The sequence below is a fragment of the Acrocarpospora pleiomorpha genome (assembly GCF_009687885.1).
In the GTDB taxonomy this organism is placed as follows: Bacteria; Actinomycetota; Actinomycetes; order Streptosporangiales; family Streptosporangiaceae; genus Acrocarpospora; species Acrocarpospora pleiomorpha.
In genome coordinates, this window is the sequence record NZ_BLAF01000019.1 from 16,023 (window position 1) to 42,699 (window position 26,677).

General features: G+C 69.3%; 26 protein-coding genes. 10 read left to right on the top strand and 16 right to left on the bottom strand.

What is annotated here, in order from left to right; all coding sequences use genetic code 11:
• Window positions 1-2: 2 nt before the first annotated feature.
• The 3 genes from Aple_RS18240 to Aple_RS18250 all read right to left on the bottom strand — a co-directional run bounded on the left by Aple_RS18240 (window position 3) and on the right by Aple_RS18250 (window position 3,655).
• Entirely contained in the window at window positions 3-953 is a 951-nt protein-coding gene (locus Aple_RS18240; protein ID WP_155345824.1) for a threonine ammonia-lyase, read from the bottom strand.
• 61 nt (window positions 954-1,014) lie between these two features.
• Window positions 1,015-2,442 (bottom strand): MFS transporter, encoded by a 1,428-nt coding sequence (locus tag Aple_RS18245; RefSeq protein WP_155345825.1) that lies wholly within the window; start codon window positions 2,440-2,442, stop codon window positions 1,015-1,017.
• Complete coding sequence (locus tag Aple_RS18250; protein ID WP_246264574.1) at window positions 2,348-3,655, bottom strand: metal-dependent hydrolase family protein; 1,308 nt, start codon at window positions 3,653-3,655, stop codon at window positions 2,348-2,350. Before Aple_RS18250 ends, Aple_RS18245 begins: the two co-directional genes overlap by 95 nt.
• A gap of 164 nt (window positions 3,656-3,819) precedes the next feature.
• On the opposite strand from Aple_RS18250, the gene Aple_RS56280 reads away from it, so the two are divergent.
• Both Aple_RS56280 and Aple_RS18260 read left to right on the top strand, forming a co-directional pair.
• Window positions 3,820-4,257, top strand: a complete 438-nt coding sequence (locus tag Aple_RS56280; protein WP_155345826.1) for a carboxylesterase family protein — start codon at window positions 3,820-3,822, stop codon at window positions 4,255-4,257.
• Entirely contained in the window at window positions 4,142-5,068 is a 927-nt protein-coding gene (locus tag Aple_RS18260; RefSeq protein ID WP_373869597.1) for a carboxylesterase family protein, read from the top strand. The genes Aple_RS56280 and Aple_RS18260 overlap by 116 nt, the downstream gene beginning before the upstream one ends.
• On the opposite strand, the gene Aple_RS18265 is transcribed toward Aple_RS18260, so the two are convergent.
• Genes Aple_RS18265 through Aple_RS18275 form a run of 3 tightly spaced genes read right to left on the bottom strand, consistent with a single transcriptional unit; the run spans window position 5,057 to window position 11,389 of the window.
• Window positions 5,057-6,502, bottom strand: a complete 1,446-nt coding sequence (locus tag Aple_RS18265) for a WS/DGAT/MGAT family O-acyltransferase (protein ID WP_155345828.1) — start codon at window positions 6,500-6,502, stop codon at window positions 5,057-5,059. The genes Aple_RS18260 and Aple_RS18265 overlap by 12 nt on opposite strands.
• 10 nt (window positions 6,503-6,512) lie before the next feature.
• On the bottom strand, window positions 6,513-7,436 hold the full coding sequence (locus Aple_RS52095; RefSeq protein WP_170321543.1) for a peptidylprolyl isomerase: 924 nt from the start codon (window positions 7,434-7,436) through the stop codon (window positions 6,513-6,515).
• Window positions 7,433-11,389, bottom strand: a complete 3,957-nt coding sequence (locus Aple_RS18275; protein WP_155345829.1) for a glycoside hydrolase family 38 N-terminal domain-containing protein — start codon at window positions 11,387-11,389, stop codon at window positions 7,433-7,435. The genes Aple_RS52095 and Aple_RS18275 overlap by 4 nt, the downstream gene beginning before the upstream one ends.
• 119 nt (window positions 11,390-11,508) lie before the next feature.
• Here Aple_RS18275 and Aple_RS18280 point away from each other — a divergent pair, with 119 nt between their 5' ends.
• On the top strand, window positions 11,509-13,785 hold the full coding sequence (locus tag Aple_RS18280; RefSeq protein WP_155345830.1) for a glycoside hydrolase family 3 N-terminal domain-containing protein: 2,277 nt from the start codon (window positions 11,509-11,511) through the stop codon (window positions 13,783-13,785).
• 56 nt (window positions 13,786-13,841) lie between these two features.
• Here Aple_RS18280 and Aple_RS18285 read toward each other — a convergent pair whose 3' ends face one another.
• Window positions 13,842-15,323, bottom strand: coding sequence for an FAD-dependent oxidoreductase (locus tag Aple_RS18285; RefSeq protein ID WP_155345831.1), 1,482 nt, complete (start codon window positions 15,321-15,323; stop codon window positions 13,842-13,844).
• A 63-nt stretch (window positions 15,324-15,386) separates the two neighbouring features.
• On the opposite strand from Aple_RS18285, the gene Aple_RS18290 reads away from it, so the two are divergent.
• Complete coding sequence (locus tag Aple_RS18290; protein ID WP_155345832.1) at window positions 15,387-15,995, top strand: TetR/AcrR family transcriptional regulator; 609 nt, start codon at window positions 15,387-15,389, stop codon at window positions 15,993-15,995.
• Between the two features lie 6 nt (window positions 15,996-16,001).
• Here Aple_RS18290 and Aple_RS18295 read toward each other — a convergent pair whose 3' ends face one another.
• Window positions 16,002-16,412 (bottom strand): PH domain-containing protein, encoded by a 411-nt coding sequence (locus tag Aple_RS18295; protein ID WP_155345833.1) that lies wholly within the window; start codon window positions 16,410-16,412, stop codon window positions 16,002-16,004.
• Between the two features lie 123 nt (window positions 16,413-16,535).
• On the opposite strand from Aple_RS18295, the gene Aple_RS18300 reads away from it, so the two are divergent.
• The 4 genes from Aple_RS18300 (at window position 16,536) to Aple_RS52100 (ending at window position 19,088) form a co-directional block, all read left to right on the top strand.
• The gene (locus Aple_RS18300) at window positions 16,536-16,676 is read left to right on the top strand and encodes a hypothetical protein (RefSeq protein WP_155345834.1); all 141 of its coding nucleotides are present in this window, start codon (window positions 16,536-16,538) and stop codon (window positions 16,674-16,676) included.
• 69 nt (window positions 16,677-16,745) lie between these two features.
• Window positions 16,746-17,336, top strand: a complete 591-nt coding sequence (locus tag Aple_RS18305) for a VOC family protein (RefSeq protein WP_155345835.1) — start codon at window positions 16,746-16,748, stop codon at window positions 17,334-17,336.
• 14 nt (window positions 17,337-17,350) lie between these two features.
• Complete coding sequence (locus tag Aple_RS18310; protein ID WP_155345836.1) at window positions 17,351-18,781, top strand: AMP-binding protein; 1,431 nt, start codon at window positions 17,351-17,353, stop codon at window positions 18,779-18,781.
• 82 nt (window positions 18,782-18,863) lie between these two features.
• Window positions 18,864-19,088 (top strand): hypothetical protein, encoded by a 225-nt coding sequence (locus tag Aple_RS52100; protein ID WP_170321540.1) that lies wholly within the window; start codon window positions 18,864-18,866, stop codon window positions 19,086-19,088.
• Here the strand turns inward: Aple_RS52100 and Aple_RS56295 are convergent.
• Window positions 19,019-19,450 (bottom strand): GntR family transcriptional regulator, encoded by a 432-nt coding sequence (locus Aple_RS56295; protein ID WP_155345837.1) that lies wholly within the window; start codon window positions 19,448-19,450, stop codon window positions 19,019-19,021. The two genes, Aple_RS52100 and Aple_RS56295, sit on opposite strands and share 70 nt — an antisense overlap.
• Before the next feature lie 76 nt (window positions 19,451-19,526).
• Here Aple_RS56295 and Aple_RS18320 point away from each other — a divergent pair, with 76 nt between their 5' ends.
• Entirely contained in the window at window positions 19,527-20,051 is a 525-nt protein-coding gene (locus Aple_RS18320; protein WP_155345838.1) for an SgcJ/EcaC family oxidoreductase, read from the top strand.
• Here the strand turns inward: Aple_RS18320 and Aple_RS18325 are convergent.
• The 7 genes from Aple_RS18325 to Aple_RS18355 all read right to left on the bottom strand — a co-directional run bounded on the left by Aple_RS18325 (window position 20,035) and on the right by Aple_RS18355 (window position 25,501).
• Entirely contained in the window at window positions 20,035-20,340 is a 306-nt protein-coding gene (locus Aple_RS18325) for a hypothetical protein (RefSeq protein WP_155345839.1), read from the bottom strand. The genes Aple_RS18320 and Aple_RS18325 overlap by 17 nt on opposite strands.
• Before the next feature lie 68 nt (window positions 20,341-20,408).
• Complete coding sequence (locus tag Aple_RS18330; protein ID WP_155345840.1) at window positions 20,409-21,305, bottom strand: SMP-30/gluconolactonase/LRE family protein; 897 nt, start codon at window positions 21,303-21,305, stop codon at window positions 20,409-20,411.
• Entirely contained in the window at window positions 21,302-22,246 is a 945-nt protein-coding gene (locus Aple_RS18335) for a sugar kinase (RefSeq protein WP_218038390.1), read from the bottom strand. The genes Aple_RS18330 and Aple_RS18335 overlap by 4 nt, the downstream gene beginning before the upstream one ends.
• Window positions 22,243-22,881, bottom strand: coding sequence for a bifunctional 4-hydroxy-2-oxoglutarate aldolase/2-dehydro-3-deoxy-phosphogluconate aldolase (locus Aple_RS18340; protein WP_218038391.1), 639 nt, complete (start codon window positions 22,879-22,881; stop codon window positions 22,243-22,245). The genes Aple_RS18335 and Aple_RS18340 overlap by 4 nt, the downstream gene beginning before the upstream one ends.
• Window positions 22,875-24,020, bottom strand: coding sequence for a galactonate dehydratase (dgoD, locus tag Aple_RS18345; protein WP_155345841.1), 1,146 nt, complete (start codon window positions 24,018-24,020; stop codon window positions 22,875-22,877). The genes Aple_RS18340 and dgoD overlap by 7 nt, the downstream gene beginning before the upstream one ends.
• Complete coding sequence (locus tag Aple_RS18350; protein ID WP_155345842.1) at window positions 24,017-24,721, bottom strand: FadR/GntR family transcriptional regulator; 705 nt, start codon at window positions 24,719-24,721, stop codon at window positions 24,017-24,019. The genes dgoD and Aple_RS18350 overlap by 4 nt, the downstream gene beginning before the upstream one ends.
• Window positions 24,722-24,739: 18 nt before the next feature.
• On the bottom strand, window positions 24,740-25,501 hold the full coding sequence (locus tag Aple_RS18355) for an SDR family NAD(P)-dependent oxidoreductase (RefSeq protein WP_246264576.1): 762 nt from the start codon (window positions 25,499-25,501) through the stop codon (window positions 24,740-24,742).
• 127 nt (window positions 25,502-25,628) lie between these two features.
• On the opposite strand from Aple_RS18355, the gene Aple_RS18360 reads away from it, so the two are divergent.
• Entirely contained in the window at window positions 25,629-26,648 is a 1,020-nt protein-coding gene (locus Aple_RS18360; RefSeq protein WP_218038392.1) for a substrate-binding domain-containing protein, read from the top strand.
• Window positions 26,649-26,677 lie beyond the last annotated feature (29 nt).

A 26,677-nucleotide genomic window follows, 5' to 3' on the forward strand; every position in this document is an offset into this window, starting at 1 on the left:
GATCACACCGTCAGTGCATGCTTCAGAACCCCACTGTCGATATTGCCGCCGGACAGGACCGCGACGGAGCGACCGAATCTTCCCGGGTCCGCGAGGTAGGCGGCGACGCTGAGGACACCGCTCGGTTCGGCGACGAGCCGGGCGCGACGTATCGTCGTGGCGACAGCCGCGAGTATCTCCTCTTCCGTGACGGTGACGATCTCGTCGACCGTCTCCTGGATCAACGGGAACGTGATTTTCCCCAGCTGCGGCGCCCGCGTCCCATCAGCGATGGTCCGGTAGGTCAGACTCGGATCCCATGAGATCAGCCGCCCGCTCGACAACGATTCGCGCGCGTCGGCGGCCAACTCCGGTTCCACGCCGATCACGCGGGTCGACGGTGAGACGGCCTTGACCGCGACCCCGACCCCCGAGATCAGCCCTCCGCCGCCGACCGGCACCAGGACGGTGTCGATCTCGGAGAGGTCGTCGAGGATCTCCAGCGCCAGCGTGCCCTGCCCGGAGATCACACGGACGTCGTCGAACGGGTGAATCACCGCTGCTCCCCGCTCGAGGCGTAACGCGTCCACCGTCGACTCCCGCTCATCGTTGGGGACGAGCACCACATCGGCGCCCAGTGCCCGGACTGCCTCGACCTTGATCGTCGCGGCGGCGGCGGGCATGACGATCGTGGCCGGTATGCCCACCTCGCGGGCAGCCCACGCGATCGCCTGGCCGTGATTGCCGCTGGAGTGTGACAGCAGTCCCCTCGACCGTACTGAGGGATCAAGGAGGTGGACGGCGTTGGTGGCGCCGCGGAGCTTGAACGCGCCCATCGGCTGCAGGCTTTCGGCCTTCAACCACAGGTCGCCCGGCGCCCACGGGGCGGGAAGCAAGGGTGTGCGGACAACGTATCCGGCTATCCTCTCGGCCGCGGCGCGGACATCGGAGATCGTGACTTCAGTGACTGTCATCAGCCGCGACAATCACCTGATCGATGGGATCGACTCTCAAGCGCAGCTCCTTCTGTACGTTTTACCACGATGCGACCTCATCGGTGCGCATGAGTGCGAGGGTCTCCGTGTCGACGCGCTGAAGGTCACGTGCCCGGATCATGAAGGCGCCAACCAGTGACAACAGAGCGGTGGCGGCGATGAACCACGGCACCACGTCGAGCAGGTCGGCCGCGTTCAAAGCTTCGACGATGGCGGGGAGACTGCCGCCCGCGGCCAAGACGGCGATGGTGTTCGGCACCGCGACCGCGACGACGCGCACCCCCGGCGGGAAGATGAGCGGAAGCAGTGCCGGGAGCGGGCCGAGGAGAAGGCTGTACCCAAGGATGTAGAGCAGCACACCGGGCACGAAGGGCAGCACTCCCGACGCCATCAGCACGGTGAGCGGCACCGTCGCCAACGCGAGGAACACCGTTCCGGTCCGTGCCATCGTCAGCCCGCCGAATCGGTCGGCCAGCGCACCGGCGGCAACGCTCACGGCGATGAGCACGACCAGCAAATAGGACATATGCCCCGACGCAGCCTCCTTCTCGATGACGCCCGCATGATCGAGATACACAGGGAGCGATACAGACAGGAAGTAGTTACCCGTGGTGCCGCCGATCGCGAGCAGCATGACGGCGAGGATCTGCCGCCGATACGCCCGCAGGATGGGCCACGGACGCGGACGCTGCTTCTTTACCGCCTTCTCGAACACAGGGCTTTCGGACACACCGCGACGGATCCAGACGGCGACCAGGCCAAGCAGCGCGCCGACGGCGAACCCGATCCGCCATCCGCCGGCCTCAAGCCCGTCAGATCCGATCGTCGCCACGAGGATCGCCAGCGTTCCGTACACGAGGATGTGGCCCAGGAAAGCCGCGCTGGACACGAGTGAGCCGGCGAAGTAGCGCCTGCGGGGCGAGGCGGTTTCGATGGCGTAGGTGGTCGCGGTCGGCAGCTCGGCGCTGATCGACACGCCCTGCAGACAACGCGCGAGGACGACCAGGACGGCGGCCCAGAAACCGATCAGGTCCGCCGCCGGTACGGCGGCGAGCATCAGCGAGCCGAACGCCATCATCGCGACACTGACCACGAGCGCGAACTTGCGGCCTCGTCGATCGGCCAGCCGGCCCATCACCACGGCACCGACAGGGCGCACGATGAACCCCACGGCGAACACGAGATACGCGCTGATCACCTGCGCCACAGGGTCGTCGCCGGGAAAGAGGGAGACCGCGAAGTACGGCGCGAGCACCGCGTAGGCGACCCAGTCATACCCTTCGACCGTCGCACCGATGACGGCGGCGAGAACTTCTTTCCGCGATCGGCGTGCGGGCGGCACAGATTCGGAAGTCATCGTTGTGCCTCCTCTGCTAAGCGGAGGCGATCGGGGTTGTGACGGCGTCATGCGAAAGGAGGTTCTTCCGGATGACGCCTTGCTGCGCGACGAGTACGACGTTGGCCGCATCACCGAGCACGGTGATGTCCCCAAGCGGGTCGCCCGAGCACACGATGAGATCCGCCAGCTTCCCCTTCTCGAGGGTGCCCAGGTCATCGGCGAGGCCAAGCAGCCGCGCGGACGAGCGGGTACCGGCGATGATCGCGTCCATGGGAGCCATGCCCAGGTCCACCAGGAAGGTCAGCTCTTTCAGCGACTCACCGAACGGAGCGACCGGCGAGTCGGTGCCCAATGCGATCGGCGCCTTCCGCGCGATCGCCGCGGCGATGTTCTCCTTCGTGATGCTCGCCCAGCGCATTCTCTTCTGGTAATGCCATTCCGACATCTTCTTCTTGTCGACGCCCAAGTAGAGGGTGGACAGTGTCGGCACCAGGAAGCCTCCCCGCTCGCCAAGCAGATCGACGCATTCCGCGTCAATGGCGTAGCCGTGCTCGATCGACGTCACTCCGCCCCGAACGGCCGCGCGGATGCCGGCCAGGCCCTGGGCGTGCGCCGCGACCGGGCGCCCTCGATGACGGCGAGCCTCATCGATGACCGCGGCGATCTCTTCCTCGGTCAGCCCTTCATCGTCAGGATCGTCGCCTCGGCTAGCCATGCCACCCGTGGCGTGCACCTTGATCACATCAGCGCCGTCGCGTAGCAGGCGCCGCGTCGCGACACGCGCTTCGTCGACGGTGTCGACCAGGGTGCACGCATCGGAGAACGGAGTCAGCGCGCCGTCGGTGAACGGGGCGAGTCCGCTGGGCAGCATCGAGTCGCCATGGCCGCCGGTGTGGCTCAGCGACGTGATCGCCACATGCAGTCGTGGCCCCTCGATCACTCCCTGCTCTATCGCCGTTCGGAACGCGACCGGCAATCCGCAGAGATCTCGTGCTGTGGTCACCCCGGAGTCCAGCGTCTTCTTGAGCACCTGGGTGCTGCGCAGGCTGGTCAGCAACGGATCCTCGACCAGCCGGGCGATCAGGAAGTTCTGCTTGTCGTCCGGGAGACCCAGATGCACATGGCAGTCGAAGAATCCAGGCAGTACGGTGCGGCCGCCGGCATCGACCACCTGCACACCCGGCACCCTTGGCGGTGCCGACGCAGCTGGGCCGGCGTACTGGATGCGGCCGCTCTCGTCAGCCACGATCACCGCGTTGGGGAGCGGTTCGGCACCGGTGCCGTCGATCATGCGAGCGTTCTCAACACGCAAGGCGGCGCTCGCCTCAATGTTGGCCATCATGTGTCCTTCCGAGGTGACAAAGTAAGAGCCCGTTCTTACTTTGGATGAACACTGATGGACACCTTGGTGGACGCGTGACACAGAGTCAAGGGTTAACCGAGACTTGATTCTCGGATAGCGAGTATGTGAGAGTTATTCTTAGATATGAGCGACAGGAGCGAACGATGCCTGACTCGATCGTGGAGACTCGATCCGGAAGGGTGCGCGGAGCGTTTGCCGAGGGTGTCCACGTCTTCAAGGGCATTCCGTATGGCGGACCGACGCACGGCTCTCAGCGATTCAGGCCGCCTACGCCTCCGGAACGGTGGACAGGGGTCCGAGACACCTATGACTACGGACCGTCATGCCCGCAAGTGAGCCTCGAGGGCTTCTACGTCAAGAACGCGATCGGCGGTGGCGACCTAGGTGAGAGAGGTCTCCCCCAAAGCGAAGACTGCTTACGTCTCAACGTGTGGACGGGCGGTCTGGCGGACGGTGCATACCCTCCTGGCCATGCCCGAGGCAGTCGGCCTGTTCCATCGGGCAATCATCCAGAGCACGCCGGTGTCGTTACTGGACAGCGCCGCGCGCTCCACCGCGCGCGCCAAGGCATTCGTCTCTGAGCTCGGGATGAACGTTGGCGAGTTGCCCGACGTTCCCGTCGACCGGCTGCTCAAGACCCAGCGAGCGCTCGAGGTGCGGGCCGGTGGCGAACTCGCCGCCGGTCACGGGTTCAGTCCGCACATCGACGGTCACCACATCCCTGCCCAACCAGGCGACGCGACGAGCGCCGGCGCATCAGCGACGGTGCCCATCATGATCGGCACCACTCGTCAGGAGTGGAACTTCTTCATGCCGAACTTCGATCCGATCGACGACAGGACACTGCGAGCGCGTCTGACGTTGAGCGAGCATGTCGATCACGTTGTCGACGCCTATTGGGCGACCTGGCCCACAGCGTCGCCGCTTGAGCTCTGGTCGCTCATCGTCAGCGACCAGATGACGCGCGTACCGGCGATCAGGATGGCCGAGCGCAAGCTCGCCGGCTCGGTCGCACCCGTCTTCATGTATCTCCTGGCCTGGGAGAGTCCCGCCGCGAACGGCCATGCGCAGTCCTGCCACACACTCTGCGGTCCACTGACGACCGACAACTGCGATCTCTCACCCCTGACAGCGGACTACCCCCAGAGCCGCGCGGTCGCCGCTCAAATGGCGGACGCGTGGATCGCGTTCGCCCGTGACGGCGACCCCAACCACCCCGGCATCCCCGAGTGGACCTCATACTCGGTCGCCGACCGGCACACGATGATCTTCGACGTGGAATCGCGTCTCGAACGCGACCCGTTCGGCGAGCAGCGGCAGATCTGGGACAACCTGCCCACCGGCGAGGAGATCATGGTTCACGGGAAGATCCCAACGCGCTCAGGGCATTAGTTCGGCCAGCGCGTCGTGGAGGTAGTCGATGAAGTCCCAGACGTCGGGGACCATTTCCCGGTCGACGACGATGCCGACGTCCAGGAAGCCGTCGTAGGAGAACACGGTGATGTTGATGCCGCCGCTGACGTCGGTGATCACCGAGACCGGGAACTGGGCGAGCACGCGCGCGCCGCAGATGTAGAGCGGCAGCTGCGGCCCCGGCACGTTGGAGATCATCAGGTTCATCGCCGGGACGGTCCTGGCGGCCAGGCGGAACGCGGCCCGGTCGGCGAGGCCGCTGAGCGCGGCGGGCATGGCCTGGCTGAACTCCAGCAGCCAGGTCGCCGGGGCGACCGAGAACCGCTCCTTCACGGCGGCCATCGCGGTGCTGACGATCGACAGCCGCGCCTTCGGATCGGCCACGTCCGTCGGGATGGTCGTGGTCGCCAGCAGCACCTGGTTGGCGATCGAGTCGTCGTCGGCCTCGCCCCGGGTGGAGAACGGGATGCCCACCACCAGCGGTTCCGCGGGCAGCTCGTCGCGCTGGACCAGCCACCGGCGGACCGCGGTCGCGCACAGCGCCATCACCACGTCGTTGACGGTGACCCCGTGCGCGTTCTTGACCTTCTTCACGTCGGCCAGCGGCAGCCGCCCGAACGCGAACCGCCGGTGCGGGGTGATCGGCCCGGAGAACGGCGTGCGCGGCACGGTCAGCCGGGGCAGGTCGGGCAGTTCCGGTCCTGGCGTGTCGCCGGTCCAGCCGAGCCCGCGGATGAGCCGCGCCACCAGGCCCGCGCCCGGGATCTGCGCGACGACCGGCAGCTCGTCGAGCCGGGGCACCGCGTTGCTCACGAACCGCAGCACGGCGGACGGGTTGTCGAGCAGCCGGGAGAACCCCCGGGTGACCATCTCCGGCAGATCCGGCGCGGTCTCCAGCGGCTCGACATCGGGCTCGACCTCGCGAGGCTCCGGCGTCAGGTCCATCAGCGCGGCGAGCACCTCGGCGCCCTCGATGCCGTCGATGGCGGCGTGGTGGACCTTGGTGTAGACGGCGACCCGCCCGCCCGCGAGGCCGTGGATCAGGTACAGCTCCCAGAGCGGCTTACGCCGGTCGAGCCGCCGCCCGTGCAGCCGGGCGACCTGCTCGCCGAGCTGGTGGTCGCTGCCGGGCGGGGGCAGCGCGAGCTCCCGCACGTGGTAGTCGAAGTCGACCTCGCGATCCTCCGCCCAGTACGGATGATCGAGCCCGAACGGCACCTCCACCAGCCTGCGCCGCAGCGGCGGCGCGAGATGCGCCCGCTCCCTGAGCAGGTCGATGATCCCGGCTTTGGTGATCACCCCGCCGGGGGCGGACGTGGGGTCGAGCACGGTCAGCCCGGCGATGTGCGCCAGATTGGCGGCCGTCTCGAAGTTGAGGAACTGCGCGTCCAGCGCGCTCAGTTGCCGTCCCATGACGCTCACCCTAGTGCCGGTGGACGGCGTCGGGTTGCCGAGGATCGCCGGGATGCTCGAACCCCGGCGACAACCGCACCCACGCGGCCATCCTGCCCTCCAGCCACCGCCCGAACACCTGCTCCCGCCGCGCCAGCGCAAGCTCCCGCCCGATCCCTTCCCGCACCATCTGGTACGGCTTGCGTCCTCCCCCGTCGATCCGCTCGATCGTGAGCGTCCACGGCCCCCCAGGCCCATCGACCGGCCCGACGACATCCCCTTCGGCGGGACCGACGACGTCCCCTTCGGCCGCATCTCCTCCGGCTACCCCGAAGACGGCGTCCTCGATCGGCCCGGCCAGCTCACCCCGCCGGATCGGACCGAGCTCCCGCGTCCACCGCGTCTCCGGCACAGCGAACTCATCCGGATTGCGCATGTAATAGCTGGATATTTCGGCGTCGTCGACATGGACCCCGGCAATCACCCGTTCAAAGAGCGCACGACCCGCAACAGTCGCGAGCACAGCCGCGGCCACTCCCCCTGTCCGCATCGCGAGGTCCAGGCCGATCACCTCGTCTCGACGGGCGGCTCGCCCCAGATCGCAGGCACTGGCCGCTACTTCCTGCCCACCCACACCGGCAAGCGCCTCCGCGGCTCGACCGGCGGCCTGCTCGATGGGTGCAGTCGCGTTCTGGGCAAGGTCGATCGGCGTCGGGGGATCATGGGCAAAAGCGTTCGTCTCCTGGTGGACGATGAGTTCGGCTGCCATCAGTTGGACCAGCCATCTGCGGAGGTTCCTGCCTTCGGGGCTGTCGGGATGGGGCAGGCGGTCGGCCAGAGGGCCGGTGCGGAGGAGGGCCAGGCGGGTGTTCACCTCGTGGATGGTGATCCTTTGATGGCGGACGAGGGCGGCGGTCGCCTGGGCGCTGTCCATTTCGTGGGTGTTCGCGGTCATGGGCGTACCTCTACCTGGATGGTCTCGGTGTAGTGGAGCCAGCCGGCGCAGGCCACCTTGACCAGAGCCCACCAGCGGCCGGGGTGGCGGGCGATGACGGGGAAGCGGACTTCGGCCTCGTCTTCGCCGGGGACGACGGCGCCGGTGTTCCAGGTGGGGAACATGTCGTAGGTCGGCCATGGGCTGATCAGCTGGGTTCGTACCGAGACGGGAGTGAGGGCGCCGGACTTCAGGCGGACGATGATTTCGGATTCCTCGCCGGATTTCAGGGAGAGGGAGCCGGTTGTCGTGACGTCGAGGCCGACGGGGTGGCGGCCACCGATGTGGACGCGGGTGACGTCCTCGTACTCCTGGTCGCCGAAGGATGTGCGGGCGCGGAGCCAGTAGAGGCCGTCGCGGACGCTCGGGGGCAGGGCGAAGCGGATGGGGACGGTGGCGTGGCCGCCGGGTGGCAGCACGTACGGGCGGATCGCGGGTTCGACCAGCCAGCCACTGGGGGCGTGCAGGGTCACGAGGCCTTCGGCGGTGTCCTCGGTGAGGGAGGAGGCGATGGAGAGGGAGAGCTCGCCAGGGCCGTCGAGGTCGGCGGCGGACAGGTGGACGGCGATCGGCATGTTTCCGGTGGGGGCGGGACCGGTGTTGTCGAGCCAGTAGCGGGTGAAGACCGGCTGGTGGGGCTCGATCGCGGGCAGCGGTGGCGCGGTGGGGTTCACCCCGGCGACGAGGGTCACGATCTCCATGCCGGTCAGGACCTCGGGGGCGGGGCCTGTGACGTTCTCCAGCAGGTCGGCCCGCTGCCAGCCGCCGAGCACGGAGGTGATCCGCGCGGACGTGTCGCGCCCGTGGGCTTCGTAGAGCCGCAGGGTGATGCCCGCGACCCGGTCCGGCGTGCGCCCGGAGGCGATGGGGTTGCCGGTCGCCTTCATCGCGGCCAGTACGACCCCGGGTTCGGTGGCCAGGAACGACCGCGACCGGGCGGGTCCCGCCGGACCGGCGACGAGCGGGAGCAGCGGGTGGTTGACGTCGTGCCCGTGCCGGACCAGGCCGGCGTCCCGCCAGTCGCCGGGCGCGGCGACGAGCGCGCATTCGAAGGTGTGGGTCCAGTGCTGCAACTGGAAGTTCGCCCCGTCGGGAGTGGTACGGCGCGGCGGGTCGATCCACACCCCCGACGGCCAGCCGGTGCAGGACCGCACCAGCGACACATGCATCGCCCCTTCCGAATCCACCGCGAACCCGGGGATACCCCGATTTATCAGGCCAACGGTGTAATCGTCGACGGGTTCTTCTGACGGCACCTCGACAACCGCGTCCGCCAGGTCCTCGATGAGGGCGTCGACGTCCTCGGGCCCGGATACGACCAGGACCGGGAGCGCGCGCGGGTCCGAGAGGTCGGCTCCGGGCACCCAGACCTTCTGGAGAGGCTCGTCGGCGGGAATCCACTGGCGCCCAGCAAGGGCGGACGAGAGAAGGGTGGCGATGAAGGGATTGCTCTCGGGGGTGCCGATCGCGATGCGTACGTCGGGGAGGTTGGAGTCGACGGCGAGGTTGCCGTAGCGGGGGCCCGCGCCGGTTGAGCAGGTGGAGGTGACGCCCTGACGGGCCAGGGCGGTGGCGAGGGCGCGGAGCTGGTCGGCGGGGGTGTCGGCGGCGGCGATGATCTCGGCGACGCCGATGGCGTGGGAGCCGATCCGGCAGGTGGCGGAGAGGGCGAACCAGTGGTTGGCGGGGTTGTCGAGGGTCCACGGATGTTCGGCGGAGTCGGTGTCGATGAGGGCGAAACCCCGGCCGACGACGGCGCCCGCGACCTCGCTGACGGGGAGCGCGCCGGGGACGTGGACCGGCCAGCGTAGCCGTACCAGCTGGTCGGAGCCCTCGAAGTCGGCGTGGGTGACCAGGTCGACGCGGGGCAGGCCGTCCCAGAGGGTGATCTCCTGCCGGTAGGTCAGGGGGCCGACGCGGCCGCGGACGAGGAGGCGGCGGCCGATCGCGCACTCGGCCACGGTGACCTCGGCGGTGGTGTCGGCGGAGCCGGTCGCGGTGCCCTTGGGGACCAGGTGCCAGGGGCCTTCGTGGAAGGTGGGGTGGGCCGGGTACTCGTCGTACACGACGAGCTCGTTGCCGACGCGGCCGGGGCGCAGGAGTTCGCGCCCGGCGACGCGCAGGCTGGAGACGCAGCCGCCGCGCCGGGGGTCGGCCTCGATGGTGTGCGTGGCATTGGCGATCCGGTCTCCCTCCCGTTCGGTCCAGCCGTTGAAGGAGCCCGGAGCGATGGAGCCCGGAGCGAAGGAGAACGTGCGGTAGCCGAGGCTGGGCACGTCCTCGGCGAGGAAGACGACGTCCACGGCGCGCAGGCTGCCGTCGTCGTGGTAGTCGGGGTTCTCCAGCAGGACGTCTCCGGCGATGCCGTGCCAGCCGGGTGGCAGGGTGAGGCGGGCGCGGACCAGGTCGGTGCGCGGCCAGGAGGACGGGTTCCAGACGACGACGCCGTCCAGGTCGGCGCTGAGCGCGGTCAGGGAGCGGGCGAGGATGTCCCGGCCCAGGTCATGGGCCTCGCGCCAGCCGGTGAGCAGGTCCAGGTAGACCTGGTCCGACTCGGATCCGGTGATCGCGTCGTGGTGCGCGCCGTAGACCAGCTGGCGCCAGGCTTTGTCGAGTTCCGCGTACGGGTAGGGGGCGCCCTCGCTCACGGCGGCGAGGGTGGCGAACTTCTCGGCGTCCACGAGCTGGGCCTCGGCGTGGCGTTGCGCCTGTTTGGTGTCGATGAACGACACGTCCTTGCCGGTGTAAATGGGGTTCATGTCGCGGGTCTGCGGGGTGAAGTGATCGCGCTCGTTCCGTACCGCGGCGAAGAACTCGCGGGGTAGACCGCAGACGACGCGCGGGGAGACGTAGCGGGCGTTCCAGTCGCGCTGGATGTCCATGATCCAGCGGTTGGGCGGGGTGTAGTCGGTGCCGACGGGCAGCAGCACGTTCCGGGTGGCGGCGACCGTCCTGAGCTTCAGGAACAGCCGGTAGACCTCGGCCTCCGCCAGCTCCAGGGAGGCGGCCGAGTCCATCCACCAGCCGGCGCTGTAGTGGCCGGGCATGTAGTGCGTCAGCACGCCGCGGCCGGACGGCGACAGCCACTCGAACTCGGCGGGGAACTGCATCCTGGCCGGATCCCCGCCGCCGAGCATCGGCCCCCACTGGTGGAAAGGCCCGCGCGCCCACGAGCTCGACGTCAGCCCGGCGTCCGCGGCCAGCCCGGGAAACTGCGGATCGTGCCCGAACGCGTCCAGCTGCCAGGCCGTCCTGGGATCCCCGCCGAGCACGTCCCGCTGAAACCCGGCCCCGTGCACGAGGTTCCGTATCGTGGACTCGGCGCTGGTCAGGTTGGTGTTGGGCTCGTTGTAGGTGCCCCCCATGATCTCGACCCGGCCGTCCTGGACGAGCTGCCGCAGATAGGCCCGATGTTCGGGATGCGCGTCCCAGAACGGTTTGAGGTAGTCCACCTCGGCCAGCACGAACTTGTAGTCGGGCTCGCGCCTCGCGGTCGCCAGATGCAGCTTGACCAGCTCGAACCCGGCGTGCTGGAACCCCGACCGGTGGGCCTGCGCGGCCTCCCCCGCGTGATCCCAGGTCGCCGTGTACGCCGCCTGGGTGTTCCACCACACCGGGTCATAGTGGAAATGCGACACCATCCACACCGTCCACCCCGGCTCCGCGACCACCAGCTCCCCGGCCGCCTCCGCGTCCCCGGCGGTGACCATGATCGGCACCCGCGCCCCCACCGGGTGCTCGGCGCCGACCGCCACCTCGACGGTCTCCCCCTGTCCGGTACGGCTTTCGCCCGCCACCCCCGCTCCCGCCACCCGCACGGGCACCCCGGGCACGGCATCCGCCAGCGTGATCCGCACGATCTGCCGCGGGCCCTCGGTGAACAACTCGGTGGACTCCACCTCGACGATGCGCATTCCCCGATCATGCCGTGAAACTTTCCGGGATAGCAGCAGGTCACCGCGAGTGGAACGCGCTCTTCATTGACCCTTAACTACCGCGTTCGTACGGTCCTCGGGATATCTAGGGAGGATCCATGACATTCCGCCTCGCACGGCTGGCGTTGGTCAGCGTGCTCCTGGGCTCGGCGTTGACCGTCGTGCCCAGCCGGGTGGCGACGGCGGCGGCGCTGCCGTACCAGGACCCGAGCCTGCCCGTGGCGACCCGGGTGAACGACCTGCTGTCCAGGATGACGCTGGACGACAAGGCCGGGCAGATGACGCAGGCCGACCGCGGCGCGATCAACCCTGTGTCGGATATATCGACATATCGACTGGGTTCGATCCTGTCCGGTGGCGGGTCGGCTCCGACGCCGAACAACGCCACGTCATGGGCGGACATGTACGACAACTTCCAGCGGCAGGCCCTGGGCACGCCGCTGGCCATTCCGATGATCTACGGCATCGACGCGGTGCACGGCCACAACAACGTGGTCGGCGCGACGATCTTCCCGCACAACATCGGCCTGGGCGCGACCCGGGACGCCGATTTGGTGCGGCGCATCGGTGAGGCGACCGCCGAGGAAGTGGCGGGAACCGGGATCGACTGGACGTTCGCTCCCTGCCTGTGCGTGGCGCGCGACGACCGCTGGGGCCGGACGTACGAGTCCTACGGCGAGGAACCCGCGCTCGTCAGCCCGATGACCTCGATCATCACCGGCCTGCAGGGCAAGGGGATCCTGGCCACCGCCAAGCACTACGTCGGCGACGGCGGCACCACCGGCGGCGACGACCAGGGCAACACCCAGATCAGCGAGGCCGAGCTCCGCGCGATCCACCTGCCGCCGTTCCAGGCCGCCGTGCAGCACGGGGTCGGCTCGGTGATGGTGTCCTACAGCAGCTGGAACGGCACGAAGCTGCACGGCCACCGTTACCTGCTCACCGACGTGCTCAAGGGCGAGCTGGGCTTCACCGGGTTCATCGTCTCGGACTGGGCGGGCATCGACCAGATCGAGGGCGGGGTCGGCTTCACGGCCTCCGAGGTCACCACGGCGATCAACGCGGGCATCGACATGGTGATGGTCCCGACCGATTACCGCCGCTTCATCACGCTGCTCAAGCAGGAGGTCACGGCGGGCCGGATCCCCATGTCCCGGATCGACGACGCCAACCGCCGCATCCTCACCAAGAAGTTCGAGTACGGCCTTTTCGAGCGTCCCCTGACCGACCGCAGCCTCACCGGCACCGTCGGCAACGCGGCGCATCGGACCCTGGGCCGGGAAGCGGTGCGCAAGTCCCAGGTTCTGCTGAAAAATCAGGGCAACGTCCTGCCGCTGGCCAAGACCGGCGGGAAGATCTTCGTCGCCGGGAAGAGCGCCGACAACATCGGCAACCAGAGCGGCGGCTGGACGATCTCCTGGCAGGGCTCCTCGGGGAACACGACGCCGGGGACCACGATCTTGCAGGGCATTCGCGACGCGGTCGGATCCGGGACCCAGGTGACGTACAACCAGACCGGGACGGGCATCGACTCGACCTTCCGGGCGGCCATCGCCGTCGTCGGCGAGACTCCGTACGCGGAGGGCAACGGCGACAGGACCGGCGCGATGGGCCTGGACAGCACCGACCTGACGACGTTGCAACGCCTCCAGGCCTCCGGCGTCCCGGTGATCGTGGTGCTGGTCTCGGGACGGCCGATGGACATCGCCGCGCAGATCGCGAACTGGCGGGCGCTGGTCGCGGCCTGGCTTCCCGGCACCGAAGGCCGCGGGGTGGCGGACGTCCTGTTCGGCGACTACGCCCCGACGGGCAAACTCCCCATGACGTGGATGAACTCCGCCAGCCAGCAACCGATCAACGCGGGCGACGGCAAAACCCCACTCTTCCCCCAGGGCTACGGCCTGACCTACGGCGGCCCCTCCCCTTCGCCTTCCCCATCTCCCTCCCCATCCCCGTCACCCTCGCCGTCACCTTCGCCCTCCCCCTCCCCCTCACCTTCGCCGTCGCCGTCGCCGTCGCCAAGTCCCAGCCCGTCTCCTTCTCCTTCGCCGACCACCGGGTGCACGGTCGCATATCGCCCCAATTCCTGGAACACCGGCTTCACCGCGGAAGTCACCATCACCAACAGATCCACCACCACCATCACCGGCTGGACCCTGGGTTGGACCTTCCCCGGCAACCAGCAGATCTCCAACGCCTGGAACGCCACCGTCACCCAGTCCGGCCAGCAGGTCACCGCCCGTAACGTCGACCACAATCGCACCCTGAACGCCAACGGCGGCACCGCCTCCTTCGGCTTCCAGGCGAGCTACTCCGGCACCAACGCCAACCCGCTCACCTTCACCCTCAACGGCACCACCTGCACAACCGCCTGACCGGACCCGGCCCTCGGCGCGAACCTTCCCGCCGAGGGCCTCCTAACGTGACCGCTTTACAGGGAGCGGAGGTAGTCGGCGACCGCTGATGTGTCGCCCGCGTCGGCGATCAGGCCGACATATCCGTCCGGGCGTACGAGGATCTGGGCGTCTTGGCCGTATGCGTGTGCCGCGTGCCCAGCGTCGTCGATGAGGCCGCCTGGCCCGATCAGGTAGGGCTTGACGATGTCGGTCTTGAGGTCGTTGAGTGCGGCGGTGGAGCGTTCGCCGAGGCCGAGCAGGGTGAAATGGGGTCCGCGGAAGAGGTCGAACAGGCGTTTCGGCGTGCCGGAGAAGGGGGCGTCTGGTGCCCGGTCGCCTGCTTGTGGTCCGTTGGGTCGGCTCGCGGCGTTGCGGGACAGCCGGCTCCATCGGTATCCGAGCTGGAGTTGGGTGAGTTCTTGCGAAGCTACGGCGTCCATGCCGCCGCCGGACTCCTTGATCGCGGCGAGGACCGCGTCGAGCAGCTCCGAGGTGATGTTGAGCAGCCAGCTCGCGGTCGGTAGCCGTTCCTCGTCGTAGGTGTCGAGCAGGCCCGGCTTGGCTTTGCCGGCCAGCACGAGGCCGAGTTTCCAGCCGAGGTTGTAGGCGTCCTGGATGCCGCTGTTCATGCCGAGGCCACCGGCGATGGGATGCACGTGCGCGGCGTCTCCGGCGAGGAACACCCGGTCCACGCGGAGCCGGTCGACCATCCGGACGTTGACGCGGTAGCTCGAGCGCCAGGTCAGATTGTGCAGGCGCACACCGGGGATTCCGGCGATGCGGTCGAAAGTCCGCTGGAAGGTTTCCAGCGTCGGCTCCAGCGGTATTCCGTCCGGGCCAAGCTCGTGCGAAGCCTGGACCTGGAAGGCGTCGGTGCCGGGCAGCGGGCAGAGCATGATCCCGCCGTCGCCGGTGAGCCACTGGTGCCAGGCGTCGCGGCCGAGTCCCTCGACCTCGACGTCACCGACCGCCATGAGCTGGACGTCCGGCGTCTCGCCGTGCAAACGCAGGCCGATCGCCTTGCGTACGGTGCTGCGGCCACCGTCGCAGCCGACCAGGTACCGCGCCCGGATCCGCGTTTCTCCCACAGTCGCGGTCACGCCGTCGGCGTCCTGGCTGATCGCACGCAACTCGGCGCCGAGTTCGACAGCGACGCCGAGATCGGCGAGCCGCTCGCGCAGCGTCCGCTCCACCCGCCACTGCGGGATCATCAGACCGGTCGGGTAGGGGATGTCCGGCGTCGCCACCCGGTCGGCCTCCGGGTCGATCTCGGCGACGACTTCCGCGCCTCGATACTTGCGATGGGGCAGGTGCGTACCCCCGAACGCCAGCAGCCGGTCGACCACGCCGAGGTCGTCGAACACCTCCAGGCTGCGTTGGCTCAACCCCTTGCCGCGCGAACCGTGAGGGAACTCGGGCACTCGATCGACGATGCGGACCGCGACGCCACGCCGGGCCAGGTCGCACGCGAGCGTGAGGCCGGTCGGCCCGGCGCCCACCACAAGAACATCCGTCATAGCGAGCATCAAACCGTTACTCGGTTAAAAACGCAACCCGGTAACTTATGTTACCCTGTTCATGTGGTTGAACCGACTGGACTGCGGGCCCGCAAGAAGGCGCGGACCCGCGACACCATCGCCGACGCGGCGATCTCGCTGTTTCTCGCCCACGGCTTCGACCCGGTCTCGGTCGCCGACATCGCCGCGGCCGCCGAGGTTTCCAAGCCGACCCTCTTCCGGTATTTCCCCGCGAAAGAGGATCTGGTCCTGCACCGGATCGCCGATCACCAAGGTGAGGCCGCACGGGTGGCGCGCGACCGCCAGCCCGGAATCTCACCGCTGACCGCACTGCACCGGGACTTCCGGGCCGGCCTCGACCGCCGCGACCCCGTCACAGGCCTCAACGACCATCCCGTGGTTCTGGCTTTCCACCGCCTGGTGTTCACCACACCGAGTCTGGCCGCACGGGTCACCCAGTACATGCTCGACAACGAGGAGGCCCTGGCCGCCGTCCTCGGCGGTGACATCACGGCACGAATCCAGGCGGCACAAGTGATCGCCGTCGAACGGGTGCTCGCCCGGACCAACTGGCAAAGAATCGTGGCCGGGCAAACCGCCGACGACGTGTATCCGGAGGCCGTCGCGGACGCCGACCGGGCATTCACGCTACTCCGCGACGCCGCCGGCTGAGCTGAGTCAGGGGCGCATGCGCATCAGGACCTCGGCGACGGGGACGACCGGTTCGCCCAGGTCGAACTTGCTGAACAGGTGGATGTTGTCGCCGGTGTCGAGTTCGAGGAGTTGCATGCGGGTGCCGTACCGGGCGCGGGAGTCGACGCGGATGCGTTCGATCTGGGGCCAGGGGATGTGGTGGCGGCCGGAGAAGCCGGTGACGACGGTGACGCCGTGGGTGTCGGCGGCCAGGCGCACCCGGGCCAGGAGGTCGCGGACGGCGAGGCCGGCGACGCCGAGGGCGGCGATTCCGGCCAGGAAGAGGCCGCGACCGTCGGCGGTGAGGGCCAGGGCGGCGAGCAGGGCGGCGCCGATGACCTTGAGCACGATGATCGACGGTGCGACGCGCCATTCACGCGACGGGAGATCAACCATGAAGCCAGCGTAACCCGCAACCGCCTGACCTTTCGCTTTGAGGTGCGAAGGCGGATATTTGGGGTATAGGGAATCCCGCGCACGCTGCCCCGCGTGCTTACGATATGCACCGCCGGAGGGTCGATGAGCAGGCAGATCGGCAACGCGTTTCAGACCCCCACGCTCGTCGAGCTGGAGGCGCGCGTCCGCGGCCTCGAAACCCAGGTCGCCCACCTCACCGAGATGCTGGAGGCGCTCACCGAGGAGGGTCCCATACCCAACTGACGCGGATTTGATTGAAATTTCTACCGGTTGCGTCTCCCCAGATCGTGTGCGGCGGCGTAGCGTCGAAGCATGGCTGCGACACCCGACACCATGCATTGGCGTGGCGTGCACCATCTCGCCCTGGTCACTCCGGACATGGACGCCACCGTGCGGTTCTGGCACGGGGTTCTGGACGCGCGACTGGTGACCACGCTGGCCACCCCCGACTTCCGGCACTATTTCTTCGAGGTGGCGCCGGGCAACACGATCGCCTTCTTCGAGTTCACCGGGAAAGATCTCGACACCTACGCGAAGCCCGCCGGCGTGCCGTACGAGAAGGCCTCGCAGTTCGATCACCTGTCGCTGTACCTGCCGGACGAGGCGGCGCTGGAGCGCATGCGCGATCGGCTGAAGGCGCATGACTGCGAGGTCACCGACGTGATCGATCATGGTTTCCTGCGGTCGATCTACTTCAGCGACCCGAACGGGATCGCGCTGGAGGCGTCGTGGTGGACGATCGACCCGACCGGGCGGCCGGTCGACTACAGCGATCCGCAGCTGTTCGCCGATCCTGACCCGGTTCCGGCCGTGGTGGAGCTGCGGGAGAACGGCGTGCTGGATCACACCGTGCAGACGGTGCTGGTCGATTCGATCATCGAGGACATCCGGCGGTCGGCGTAGGCACGATTCCCGGGTTGCTGTGGGCAGCGGCGGACCGCGACCCGGGCGGCGTCTGGCTGCGCACCGACGCCGGGACCCTCACCTTCGAGGCGGCGGCGGGCCAGGTGGCCGGCACCGCCGCCGCGCTGCGCGCCGCCGGGATCGGGCGCGGCGATCTCGTCCTGGTCACCGGGCGCAACACCCCGCCGTACCTGCTGTGCTGGCTGGCGCTGACGTCGATGGGCGCGATCGCCGTGTTCGTCAACCCGGCGAGCAGTACGGCGGAGCTGGCGGGCATCGCCGCGCAGACCCGCCCCCGGGCGCTCGTCACGGACGGCCCCTGGGAGCTTGGCGTGCCCCGGCTGGACATCGGCGACCTGACCGGCACCAGCGCGGAGCTCAGCGTCGACGTCCGGCCGGACGACCTGGCCACGCTGATCCCGACCTCGGGGACGACCGGGCGTTCCAAGCTGGTGATGCAGACCCATCGGGCGTACGCGCTGGCGGGCGAGGGCTTCCCGTTCTGGATGGGCCTGACCCGCGAGGACCGCCTGATGACCTCGCTGCCGCTGTTCCACATCAACGCCCCCGCCTACTCGGTGCTCGGCTCTTTGGCCTGCGGGGCGGGGCTGGTGTTGCTGGAACGCTTCTCGGCCAGCGGCTTCCTGGACGCCGCCCGCCGCCATGGCGCGACCGAGTTCAACGCGATCGGCGCCATGCTGGAGATCCTCATGCGCCGCCCCGAACTCCCCGCCGACGCCGACACCCCACTCCGGCTCTGCTACACCGGCCCGGCCCCCGCCAAGGACCGCCAGCTGGAGATCGAAACCCGCTTCGGCCTGCGCATCGTCGTCGGCTACGCCCTGTCGGAGTCCCCCTACGGCCTCATCTGGCCACGCGGCTCCCGCCCGTACGGCACGCTCGGCACGGTCCGCCAGCACCCCACGCTCGGCACGATCAACCACGCCCGCCTAGACGACGGCGAACTACTGCTCCGCAACCCCGCGGTGACACCGGGTTACTGGGAGATGCCCGAAGAAACCGCCAAGGTCATCACCAAGGACGGCTGGCTGCGCACCGGCGACCTGGTGACCGTCAACGACGACGGCGTGTACACGTTCGTATCCCGGCGCAAGGAGGTCCTACGCCGCCGCGGCGAGAACCTGTCCCCCCTGGAAATCGAGGAGGTCCTGACGGCCCACCCGGACGTACTCGAATGCGCGGTCATCGGCGTCCCGTCGGAACTGTCCGAAGAAGAAGTGAAAGCGTTCATCGTCCCCGCGAACGGGGAACTCGACTTCGCCAACCTCCACGCGTGGGCACGCGAACGACTGGCCGCATTCAAGGTGCCCCGCTTCTGGCAGGCGGTGGACGCGCTCCCCCGCACGCCGACCGCCCGGGTGGCCAAACACCTGCTGCCGCGCGGCAGCCCGCCCGGCGAGTACGACGCCGAAAATCCGCCCTAAAGTATGTCGTCCTGCTTCGCGGGAGCTGGCATGTACGCAAATTTGCTGGTGTATCCGTCCTGTTGCGGATAGCGGAGCGTACATGACCAGGACAGCGACCAAAGCGGCGACCACCCTGTGGGCGATCACCGCACTGGCCGCCCTCGTGGCGGTCGGCTGCGACGACAGTTCCCAGTCCCGGCAACAGGCGGCAACTCAGGCTGTCCAGGTCATCCCTCTGGTGAGCGTCATACCCGATCACGGCACGGCCGATCCGTCCAGGGACACCGGCCAGCAGGTGGGCGGCGCGGCCACGGGACGCCGGTAGGGAACACAGATCACCCAGCCAAGGGATTCCAGCAGCTCGACGGCCTCGCGAAGGGTGTGATCACAGACGCCGTGCCGCACCCTCAGGTCCTCGCGTACGGGGATCGGGTGATTGATCTGGATCTCCCCTGAAAAGATCTGCCCGGCCAGTTCCGCGGCGATCCGCTGATAGAGCGGACGGGGATGCCCAGCCTCGGCGGGGCCAGTGAAACAGGCGCGGCCGGGCACCGTGTGAATCAGGCCCCGATCGGTCAACTCCCGCAGAGGCCGCCCGGCGATCAGAGCGATCGATGACGAGCGGTATGACCAGCGCGCTGACAGCTGATGGCGAATCGGGACTGACAGTTTCGTGGCAATTCGCACCGCCGCGCCGCGGCAGGGGAATCAATAGGTAGACTGCCTACACGTAGATAGGCTACCTATTCTCTGGAGGAGTCAGATGAAGCATCTGCTCGCACTGGGCATCGCGGTCACCGCTCTGGCGGTATCGCCGGCGGCGGCTTCGGCAGCCGCTCAGCAGTCCATACCAACCGCCACCGATGTGCCCGCTGAGACCAAGCGTCGCGATGCCGACAAGGCCGCTATCGACAAGAACCTTGCCCAGCAGCACGCGGCCTGGTTCAACGAGGACGGGGCGGCGTTCGCCGCGACGTTCCACAAGGACTCGGACGTGGTCACCTTCAACGGGGACCACCTCAGCGGCAGGGAGGGTATCGCGAAGGCCATGCAGTACTACTTCGACAAGTACATCGAGAAGTCGCGGATTCGCGTCCTCGACGAACAACCCGTCCACTGGGTCGAGCGCGATATCGCCGTCATCGTCCGGAAGACCTGCTTTGTGCCAGTGGCGGAGACGGAGTGCCGCGAGGATTCGCTCACGCGGAACATCAACGTCTATGTCAAGCGCGACGGCCGGTGGCTGCAAAGCACCTTCCAGAACTCCCGGGTCACCCCGCTGCCCTAGCGGCAGGACACAGCAGTCCTGACCGACCGCGCACCCGCCCCGGTAACCACCTGCGGAAAATAGTGGCCCGGCGGCGGGCGCGGTGGGCGGCCTGGGCGGCCTGGCGCAGGCGGTCCCGCAGTAGCGGGCCGGGCGGCCAGTGGAGGCGACCGTGATCGCAGGCGCGCTGGGCGGCCAACTCGTCGGCGCCGGGCTCGGGGCCGGGGTTGGCGGGTTCGGAGGCGTAGCGGAAGACGGGCAGGGCGTGCCGGTCGATGACGTAGTGGCGGAAGACCTCCTCCGGTTCCACCAGTCGGCCCAACCGGCCGGTGGAGGGTGAGGTGGCGTCCGCCGCTGGGGCCCGCCGTAGGGTTTGGGCTACTTCTGCGGCAGCTGCGGTTCTCGTCGCAGGACTGCCGTACGTGTGGGCGGGGCGGTCACCTCGGCGTCGCAGGTCCAGATCGCTCCGTCGGCGGGCGTAGGGGTGTCGAGGCCGTGCCGTGCGGATGTCACCAGCAGTTGGGTGCCGTGCGGTCCGCCGATCGCCACGGACGACGGCTGGCGGCATGGCAGGTGAATCGTGCGCTCGATGGTGCCGTCCGGGCTGACGCGGAGTACTCGGGAGCCGCCCCAGACAGCTGTCCACACGAAGCCCTCGTCGTCCACCGTCATCCCGTCCGGGCTTCCGTCGTCCAGCTGGATGAGCGGTTCGGGGGCGCCGAGTGCGCCCGTGTCGATGTCCAGCGGGTAGGCGTTGATGACGCTCCTCGCGCTGTCGGCCAGATAGAGCGTGGCGCCGTCCGGGGAGAACGCGGGTCCGTTGGGGATGGTCAGGCCGGTCAGGGCGGCGACGACCGTGCCGTCGACGTCGACCCGGTACAGACTCCCGGCGCCGGGCGTGCCGTCATAGGCCATGCTGCCCGCCCAGAACCGGCCGCTGGGGTCGACCGCACCGTCGTTCATGCGGCAGCGCCCGTTCTTGCCGGCCTCGGGGCGGGCCAGCCAGTCGGCCGCCCCGTCCCCGTCCAGGACGGCGATGCCGTCGCCGACGGCCGCGAGCCAGTGCCCTGGGCGGCCTTCGATGGGAGCCACCGCGCCCAGCGGTTCGCCGGAGGTGCGCAGCAGCGGCCGCAGCGGTTCGCCGGGTCCGCCGGGGACCTCGTACAACACCCCGTCGAGGATGTCGACGATGACGAACCGGTCGCCGAGCCATCGGGGGCCTTCACCGAGTTCGAGGCCCGCTTCGACCAGCATGACGGGTCGCGTCACAGTCATCGCAGGGTATCCCCGGCCCGCAGGCGGAGGGCGGGTAGTTCGTCGCGGGTGGGCAGGCCTTCCCAATCTCCGTCGCAGGCCACGCAGGCCGCGCCCAGCAGGGTCGCCCGTTCGAGCCGGCCGTGCGCGTCGAGCCCGTCGAGGCGTCCGGACAGATATCCGGCGGTGAACGCGTCGCCCGCGCCGACGACGTCGACGACGGGCACCGCGAGAGCGGGGGCGTCCAGCGACGTCCGCGCGTCGCGGTAGCTCGCGCCCGCGGCGCCGCGTTTGATCACGACCTCTTCGACACCGGCGTCCAGGAGGGCCTCCACCCGATCCCGTTCGCCGTCGCCGTCCGCCACTATGGCCAGTTCGTCGTCGGAGGCGATCAGCACGGTGACCTGCGGCAGCAGCGGGCGCAGCGCCCGCGCGGCCGCGTCCCGGGTCCAGAGCAGCGAGCGGTGGTTGACGTCGAGGCTGACCCAGGATCCGCGATTGCGGGCCTGGTCTGCGGCCACGGTGACGGCCGCCAGCGGCGCCGGTCCCAGGGCCGGGGTGATGCCGGTCAGGTGCAGGCCCGCGAAACCGTGATCGGCGGCGGGCCGGATGTCCTCCCAGGAGAGGGCCGAGGCGGCCGAACCCGTACGGTAGTAGCTCACCCGCGCGCGGCCTCCGGGCGCCACGTCGCGCAGCAGAAGGCCGGTCGGCGCGTCCGTACGCCGGATGACGGCGTCGGTCAGGACGCCTTCGGCCCGGAGGGTGCGCCGGACCAGTTCGCCCGGTTCGTCCTCTCCCACCGCCCCGGCCCAGCGCGCCGCGTGTCCGAGCCGGGCCAGGGCGATGGCGACGTTGAACTCAGCGCCGGCGACGGAGATCCGGGAAGCGCCGCCGAGGCGGAGCGGGCCGGCGCAGCGGACGGCGGCCATCGCCTCGCCGATGGTCAGGACCTCGGCTCTCACCGCGGGCCGACCAGGTCCAGCGCGGCTGCGGCGCGACGGCGCAACTCGCTCAGGCTGCCGCCGTTCGCGGCGTCGCCGAGCAGGGGCGAGCCGAGGCCGACGGCGATGGCACCGGCCTCCAGGTATCCCTGGACGCTGTCGAGGCCGACCCCGCCGACGGGCACGAACGGCACGGCGGGGAAGGGATCGCGCAGCGCGCGCAGGTAGGGGGCGCCTCCGGCGGAGGCCGGAAAGAGCTTCACGGCGTCGGCGCCCTGCCTGACCGCGGCCATGACCTCGGTGGGGGTGAGCGCCCCGGCGAGCACGGGCAGGCCGAGGCGGATCGCTTCGGTCACACCGTCTCCCAGCCCGGGGGTGACGATGAACGCCGCACCCGCGTCCCTGGCCGCGACGGCGTCCCGCGCGGTCAGGACCGTACCGGCGCCGAGGTGCACGCCGGAGCCTGCCAGCCCGGCGGCGGCCTTCCGGAGGACCGTCAGGGCGTCGGCGCCGCTGAGCGAGACCTCCATCAGGGTCACGCCCTCCTCCGCGAGCACGTCGATGGCGCTCAGCGCCGCCTTCGGGTCGCTTCCTCGGACGATGGCCAGCAGCCGTCGCGACCGGAGAAGATCGAGCAGTTCCACAGCGGTCACCATTCTGCGAAGGAGTCGTCGGGATAGCGCCAGATCGGGGAGCGCCAGTTGTGGCCCCGCCGGTCGGCCTCGCGCACCCGGGCCTCGTCGACCACGATGCCCAGACCGGCGCCCACCGGCCGGGCGAGGCGACCGTCGGTGAAGGAGAAGACCGCGGGGTCGACGAGGTAGTCCAGCAGTTCGTTGCCGTCGTTGTAGTGGATGCCGATGCTCTGTTCCTGGATGAGGAAGTTGGGCGTGGCGAACGCCACCTGGAGGCTGGCGGCCAGGGAGATGGGCCCCAGCGGGCAGTGCGGCGCCAGCAGGGCGCCGAACACCTCCGCCTGGGCGGCGATGCGACGGACCTCCGAGATGCCGCCGGCGTGGGAGAGGTCGGGCTGGGCCACCGCGACGCCCGCCTGCATGGCGGGCAGGAAGTCCCACCGCGAGTAGAGGCGTTCACCCAGAGCGATCGGGATGTTGGATGCCTCGACGAGGCTGCGCACCTGGGCCATGGACTCGGGGACCACGGGTTCCTCGACGAACATGGGGGCGAGCGGTTCGAGCAGCGTGAGCAGCCGCCGCGCGTTGGGGTAGGACACCCGGCCGTGGAAGTCGACGGCGACGTCACGGCCGGGACCGAGCGCCTCGCGCGCGGCCGCGACCCGGGCCACGACCGCGTCCAGCTCACCCGGGCCGGCTATCGGTGACATGCGGCCGCTGGCGTTCATCTTCACCGCGGAGAACCCGGCCTCGACCTGGCGCTGCGCCTCCTCCCGGAGCTGCTCCGGTTCGTCGCCGCCGATCCAGGCGTACGCGCGCACGTACTCGCGTACGGGACCGCCGAGCAGCTCGTGCACGGGGACGCCGCGCGCCTTGCCGGCGATGTCCCACAGGGCCTGGTCGAGGCCGGCGACGGCGCTGGCGAGCACGGGCCCGCCGCGGTAGAAGCCGCCCTTGGTCATGACCTGCCAGTGGTCCTCGATGCGCAACGGGTCCGCGCCGATGAGCACTTCGGCGAGCTCGTGGACGGCCGCCCGGACCGATTGGGCGCGACCCTCGATGACCGGCTCGCCCCAGCCGAGAAGCCCCTCGTCGGTCTCGACGCGGCAGAACAGCCATCGCGGCGGGACCAGAAAGGTTTCGACGCGCGTTATCTTCACCGGTCTCCCCGAATGAGCGCGGCGCGGTCGACATCGGCCATGGCCTTGTCGAGGAGCGCGAGCGCACAGGATCTGGCGGCCTGCTCGTCGCCCGCCCTGATGGCGTCGAGCAGGGCGCGGTGGCTCGGCACCGGGTCGTCGGCGGTCACCACGTCGTGGACGATGCGGTCCCGTTCCGCGAGCACCGACTCCACGACGACCTCCATGCGGACCAGCAGCTCGTTGCCCGTCGCCGCCAGCACGGCCCGGTGGAAGCGCAGGTCGGCGGAGGCCGCCTCGGCCGGAGTCCGGGCCGCGCTCATGTCCTGGAGGGCGCCCTCGAGCTCGGCGAGGTCGGCCTCGCCGCGGCGGACGGCGGCCAGGGCGGCCGCGGCCGGTTCGAACATCTGCCGCACCTCGGCCAGCTGGCTGAGCATCTGGCTGCCCCGGTTCTCGAACTCCCAGCTGATGACGTCGGGGTCGAGCAGGTTCCACTCGCCGCGCGGGCGCACCACCGTGCCCCGCTTCTGGCGGGAGTCGACCAGCCCCTTGCTGGCCAGCACCTTGAGCGCCTCACGCACGACGGTGCGGGACACCTGCAGCTCGGCTTCCAGCTCCACCAGGTCGATGCGGCCGTTCTCCGGAAACTCCCCGGTGACGAGGCGCCGGCCGATGATCTCGACGACCTGGCCGTGGATGCCGCGTCCTTTGTAGGTGCTCATGCTCTCCCGGTAATCCCCTCAGGCGGACTTCTTCGTTGCGCTCCAGCCACCGTCGACGACGAGGGTGGTGGCGGTGATAAAGGACGCTTCATCGGAAAGCAGGAAGCGGATGGCCGCCGCCACCTCGCCGGGCTCGCCGAACCGCTTGGCGACGGTGGCCTCGACGCTCAGGCGCCGGTCCTCGTCCGGCACGCGGTCCCAGGCCGGGGACATGATCGGCCCGGGGAGCACGGTGTTGACGCGCACCTCCGGGCCGTAGTCCACGGCCAGCTGGCGGCCGAGGCCCACCAGCGCGGCCTTGGCCGCCGCGTACGCCGGATGGCCGGCCAGGCCGATCAGGGCATGCACCGACGAGACCAGGACCACCGCCCCCGACGTCGCCCTCAGATCCTCGTGTAGCGTGCGAAAGGCCAGGTAGGCGGCTGTCAGGTTCACTTCCAGCTGGCGGTTCCAGGACGCCAGGCTCAGCTCGTGCACGGGCCGCGCGTCCACGACGTAGGCGTTGCTGACCAGATGCCGGACCGGACCGTACTCCCGGTGGGCGACGCGACGCAGTTCGTTCCACGCGCTCTCGTCGCTGACGTCCATGGCCAGGAATTGTGCCGTGCCGCCCGCCTCGGCGACAGCCGCGGCGATCTCCTCCCCGGCCGGGGAGACGTCGCAGACGAGGACGGGCATGCCGGTCGCGCCCAGCAGCCGGGCGGTGGCGGCGCCGATGCCGGACGCGGCACCGGTCACCACCGCGCAGGAACCCGAAGGTTGTCCGGGGTGGATACTCACACCGGCACTCTACGATAAGTATTTTTATATGACAATTTATTGACAGCCACGTTACGCCGACCGCATCATCTGGACGTGGCGCAGGGCGCCCGTCTCCGATCGGGGACAGACTCATGGGAGGCCATTCGTGGCATCAGTTCGACTCAAGGTGAAGCGGTGCGTCACCTTCCTGGCCGCCGGCGCGCTACTCGCCGCGTGCGGCCAGGCCACCGACTCCGACTCCGTTGACGCCTCGGACGCGAAGAAGCAGTTGCGCGTCGGCGTGATCTATCTGGACTCGCAGGGCTTCTACGCCGGCGTCAAGAAGGGCATCGAGACGGCCGCCGCCGCCGACTCGCAGCTCAAGCTGCTGGGCAACAACGCGCAGGGCGACGCGGCCAAGGAGTCGTCGTTCATGTCGACGCTGGTCGCCTCGCGCGTGGACGCCATCATCACCTCGGCGGTGTCCGCCACCGCGTCCACGCCGGCGATCGCGGCGGCGTCCAAGGCCGGGATCCCGGTCGTCTGCTACAACACGTGCATCAACGACGAGGACGCCAAGAAGTACGTGTGGGGCTACGTCCTCTCCGACCCGTACGTCTTCGGGAAGAAGCTGGGTGAGCAGGCGGGCGCGTACTTCACCGCGCAGAAGATCGACAAGCCGAAGATCGCGGTCCTGAACTGCGACTTCGTGGAGGTCTGCAAGGAGCGCAAGCGCGGCTTCAAGGACGGCCTGGCCGCGTCCGTGCCGGGCGCCGAGTACGTCGCCGACCAGGAGGGCGCGATCGTCGACAAGGCCACCCCGGTCGCGGAGAACATCATCACCGCCAACCCGGAGCTGGACGCGTTCTACGCGGTGGCGGGCGGCGGGACGCTGGCCGGTGTCAAGGCCGTCACCACGCGCGACCGGATCGGCAAGACGGTCGTCTTCGGCAGTGACATGACCGTCGACATCGCCAAGGCCCTCGTCGACGGCAGCATCCTCAAGGCGGAGATCGACGTCCCCGCCCAGACCGTGGGTAACCTGGCCTACCAGGCGGCACGCAAGGCGTCCGAGGGCGCCAAGAACGACGCGTTCGTCATCCCGGTGGAGCCCATCCTCTACACGGCCGACGACAAGGCCACGAACGAGAAGTGGCTGGCCGAGCACAGCGACGGAATCCCGTAAGCCCCAGCACGGAGAACCCGTCACGACAG

What these genes read in the sequence shown, in the direction of transcription:
- Aple_RS18240 (WP_155345824.1), bottom strand. Translation starts at nt 953, where the DNA reads ATGACAGTCACTGAAGTCACGATCTCCGATGTCCGCGCCGCGGCCGAG.
- Aple_RS18245 (WP_155345825.1), bottom strand. Translation starts at nt 2,442, where the DNA reads ATGCGGCCAACGTCGTACTCGTCGCGCAGCAAGGCGTCATCCGGAAGA.
- Aple_RS18250 (WP_246264574.1), bottom strand. Translation starts at nt 3,655, where the DNA reads ATGATGGCCAACATTGAGGCGAGCGCCGCCTTGCGTGTTGAGAACGCT.
- Aple_RS56280 (WP_155345826.1), top strand. Translation starts at nt 3,820, where the DNA reads ATGCCTGACTCGATCGTGGAGACTCGATCCGGAAGGGTGCGCGGAGCG.
- Aple_RS18265 (WP_155345828.1), bottom strand. Translation starts at nt 6,502, where the DNA reads ATGGGACGGCAACTGAGCGCGCTGGACGCGCAGTTCCTCAACTTCGAG.
- Aple_RS52095 (WP_170321543.1), bottom strand. Translation starts at nt 7,436, where the DNA reads ATGACCGCGAACACCCACGAAATGGACAGCGCCCAGGCGACCGCCGCC.
- Aple_RS18275 (WP_155345829.1), bottom strand. Translation starts at nt 11,389, where the DNA reads ATGCGCATCGTCGAGGTGGAGTCCACCGAGTTGTTCACCGAGGGCCCG.
- Aple_RS18280 (WP_155345830.1), top strand. Translation starts at nt 11,509, where the DNA reads ATGACATTCCGCCTCGCACGGCTGGCGTTGGTCAGCGTGCTCCTGGGC.
- Aple_RS18285 (WP_155345831.1), bottom strand. Translation starts at nt 15,323, where the DNA reads ATGACGGATGTTCTTGTGGTGGGCGCCGGGCCGACCGGCCTCACGCTC.
- Aple_RS18295 (WP_155345833.1), bottom strand. Translation starts at nt 16,412, where the DNA reads ATGGTTGATCTCCCGTCGCGTGAATGGCGCGTCGCACCGTCGATCATC.
- Aple_RS18300 (WP_155345834.1), top strand. Translation starts at nt 16,536, where the DNA reads ATGAGCAGGCAGATCGGCAACGCGTTTCAGACCCCCACGCTCGTCGAG.
- Aple_RS18305 (WP_155345835.1), top strand. Translation starts at nt 16,746, where the DNA reads ATGGCTGCGACACCCGACACCATGCATTGGCGTGGCGTGCACCATCTC.
- Aple_RS52100 (WP_170321540.1), top strand. Translation starts at nt 18,864, where the DNA reads ATGACCAGGACAGCGACCAAAGCGGCGACCACCCTGTGGGCGATCACC.
- Aple_RS18320 (WP_155345838.1), top strand. Translation starts at nt 19,527, where the DNA reads ATGAAGCATCTGCTCGCACTGGGCATCGCGGTCACCGCTCTGGCGGTA.
- Aple_RS18330 (WP_155345840.1), bottom strand. Translation starts at nt 21,305, where the DNA reads ATGACTGTGACGCGACCCGTCATGCTGGTCGAAGCGGGCCTCGAACTC.
- Aple_RS18340 (WP_218038391.1), bottom strand. Translation starts at nt 22,881, where the DNA reads ATGGTGACCGCTGTGGAACTGCTCGATCTTCTCCGGTCGCGACGGCTG.
- Aple_RS18350 (WP_155345842.1), bottom strand. Translation starts at nt 24,721, where the DNA reads ATGAGCACCTACAAAGGACGCGGCATCCACGGCCAGGTCGTCGAGATC.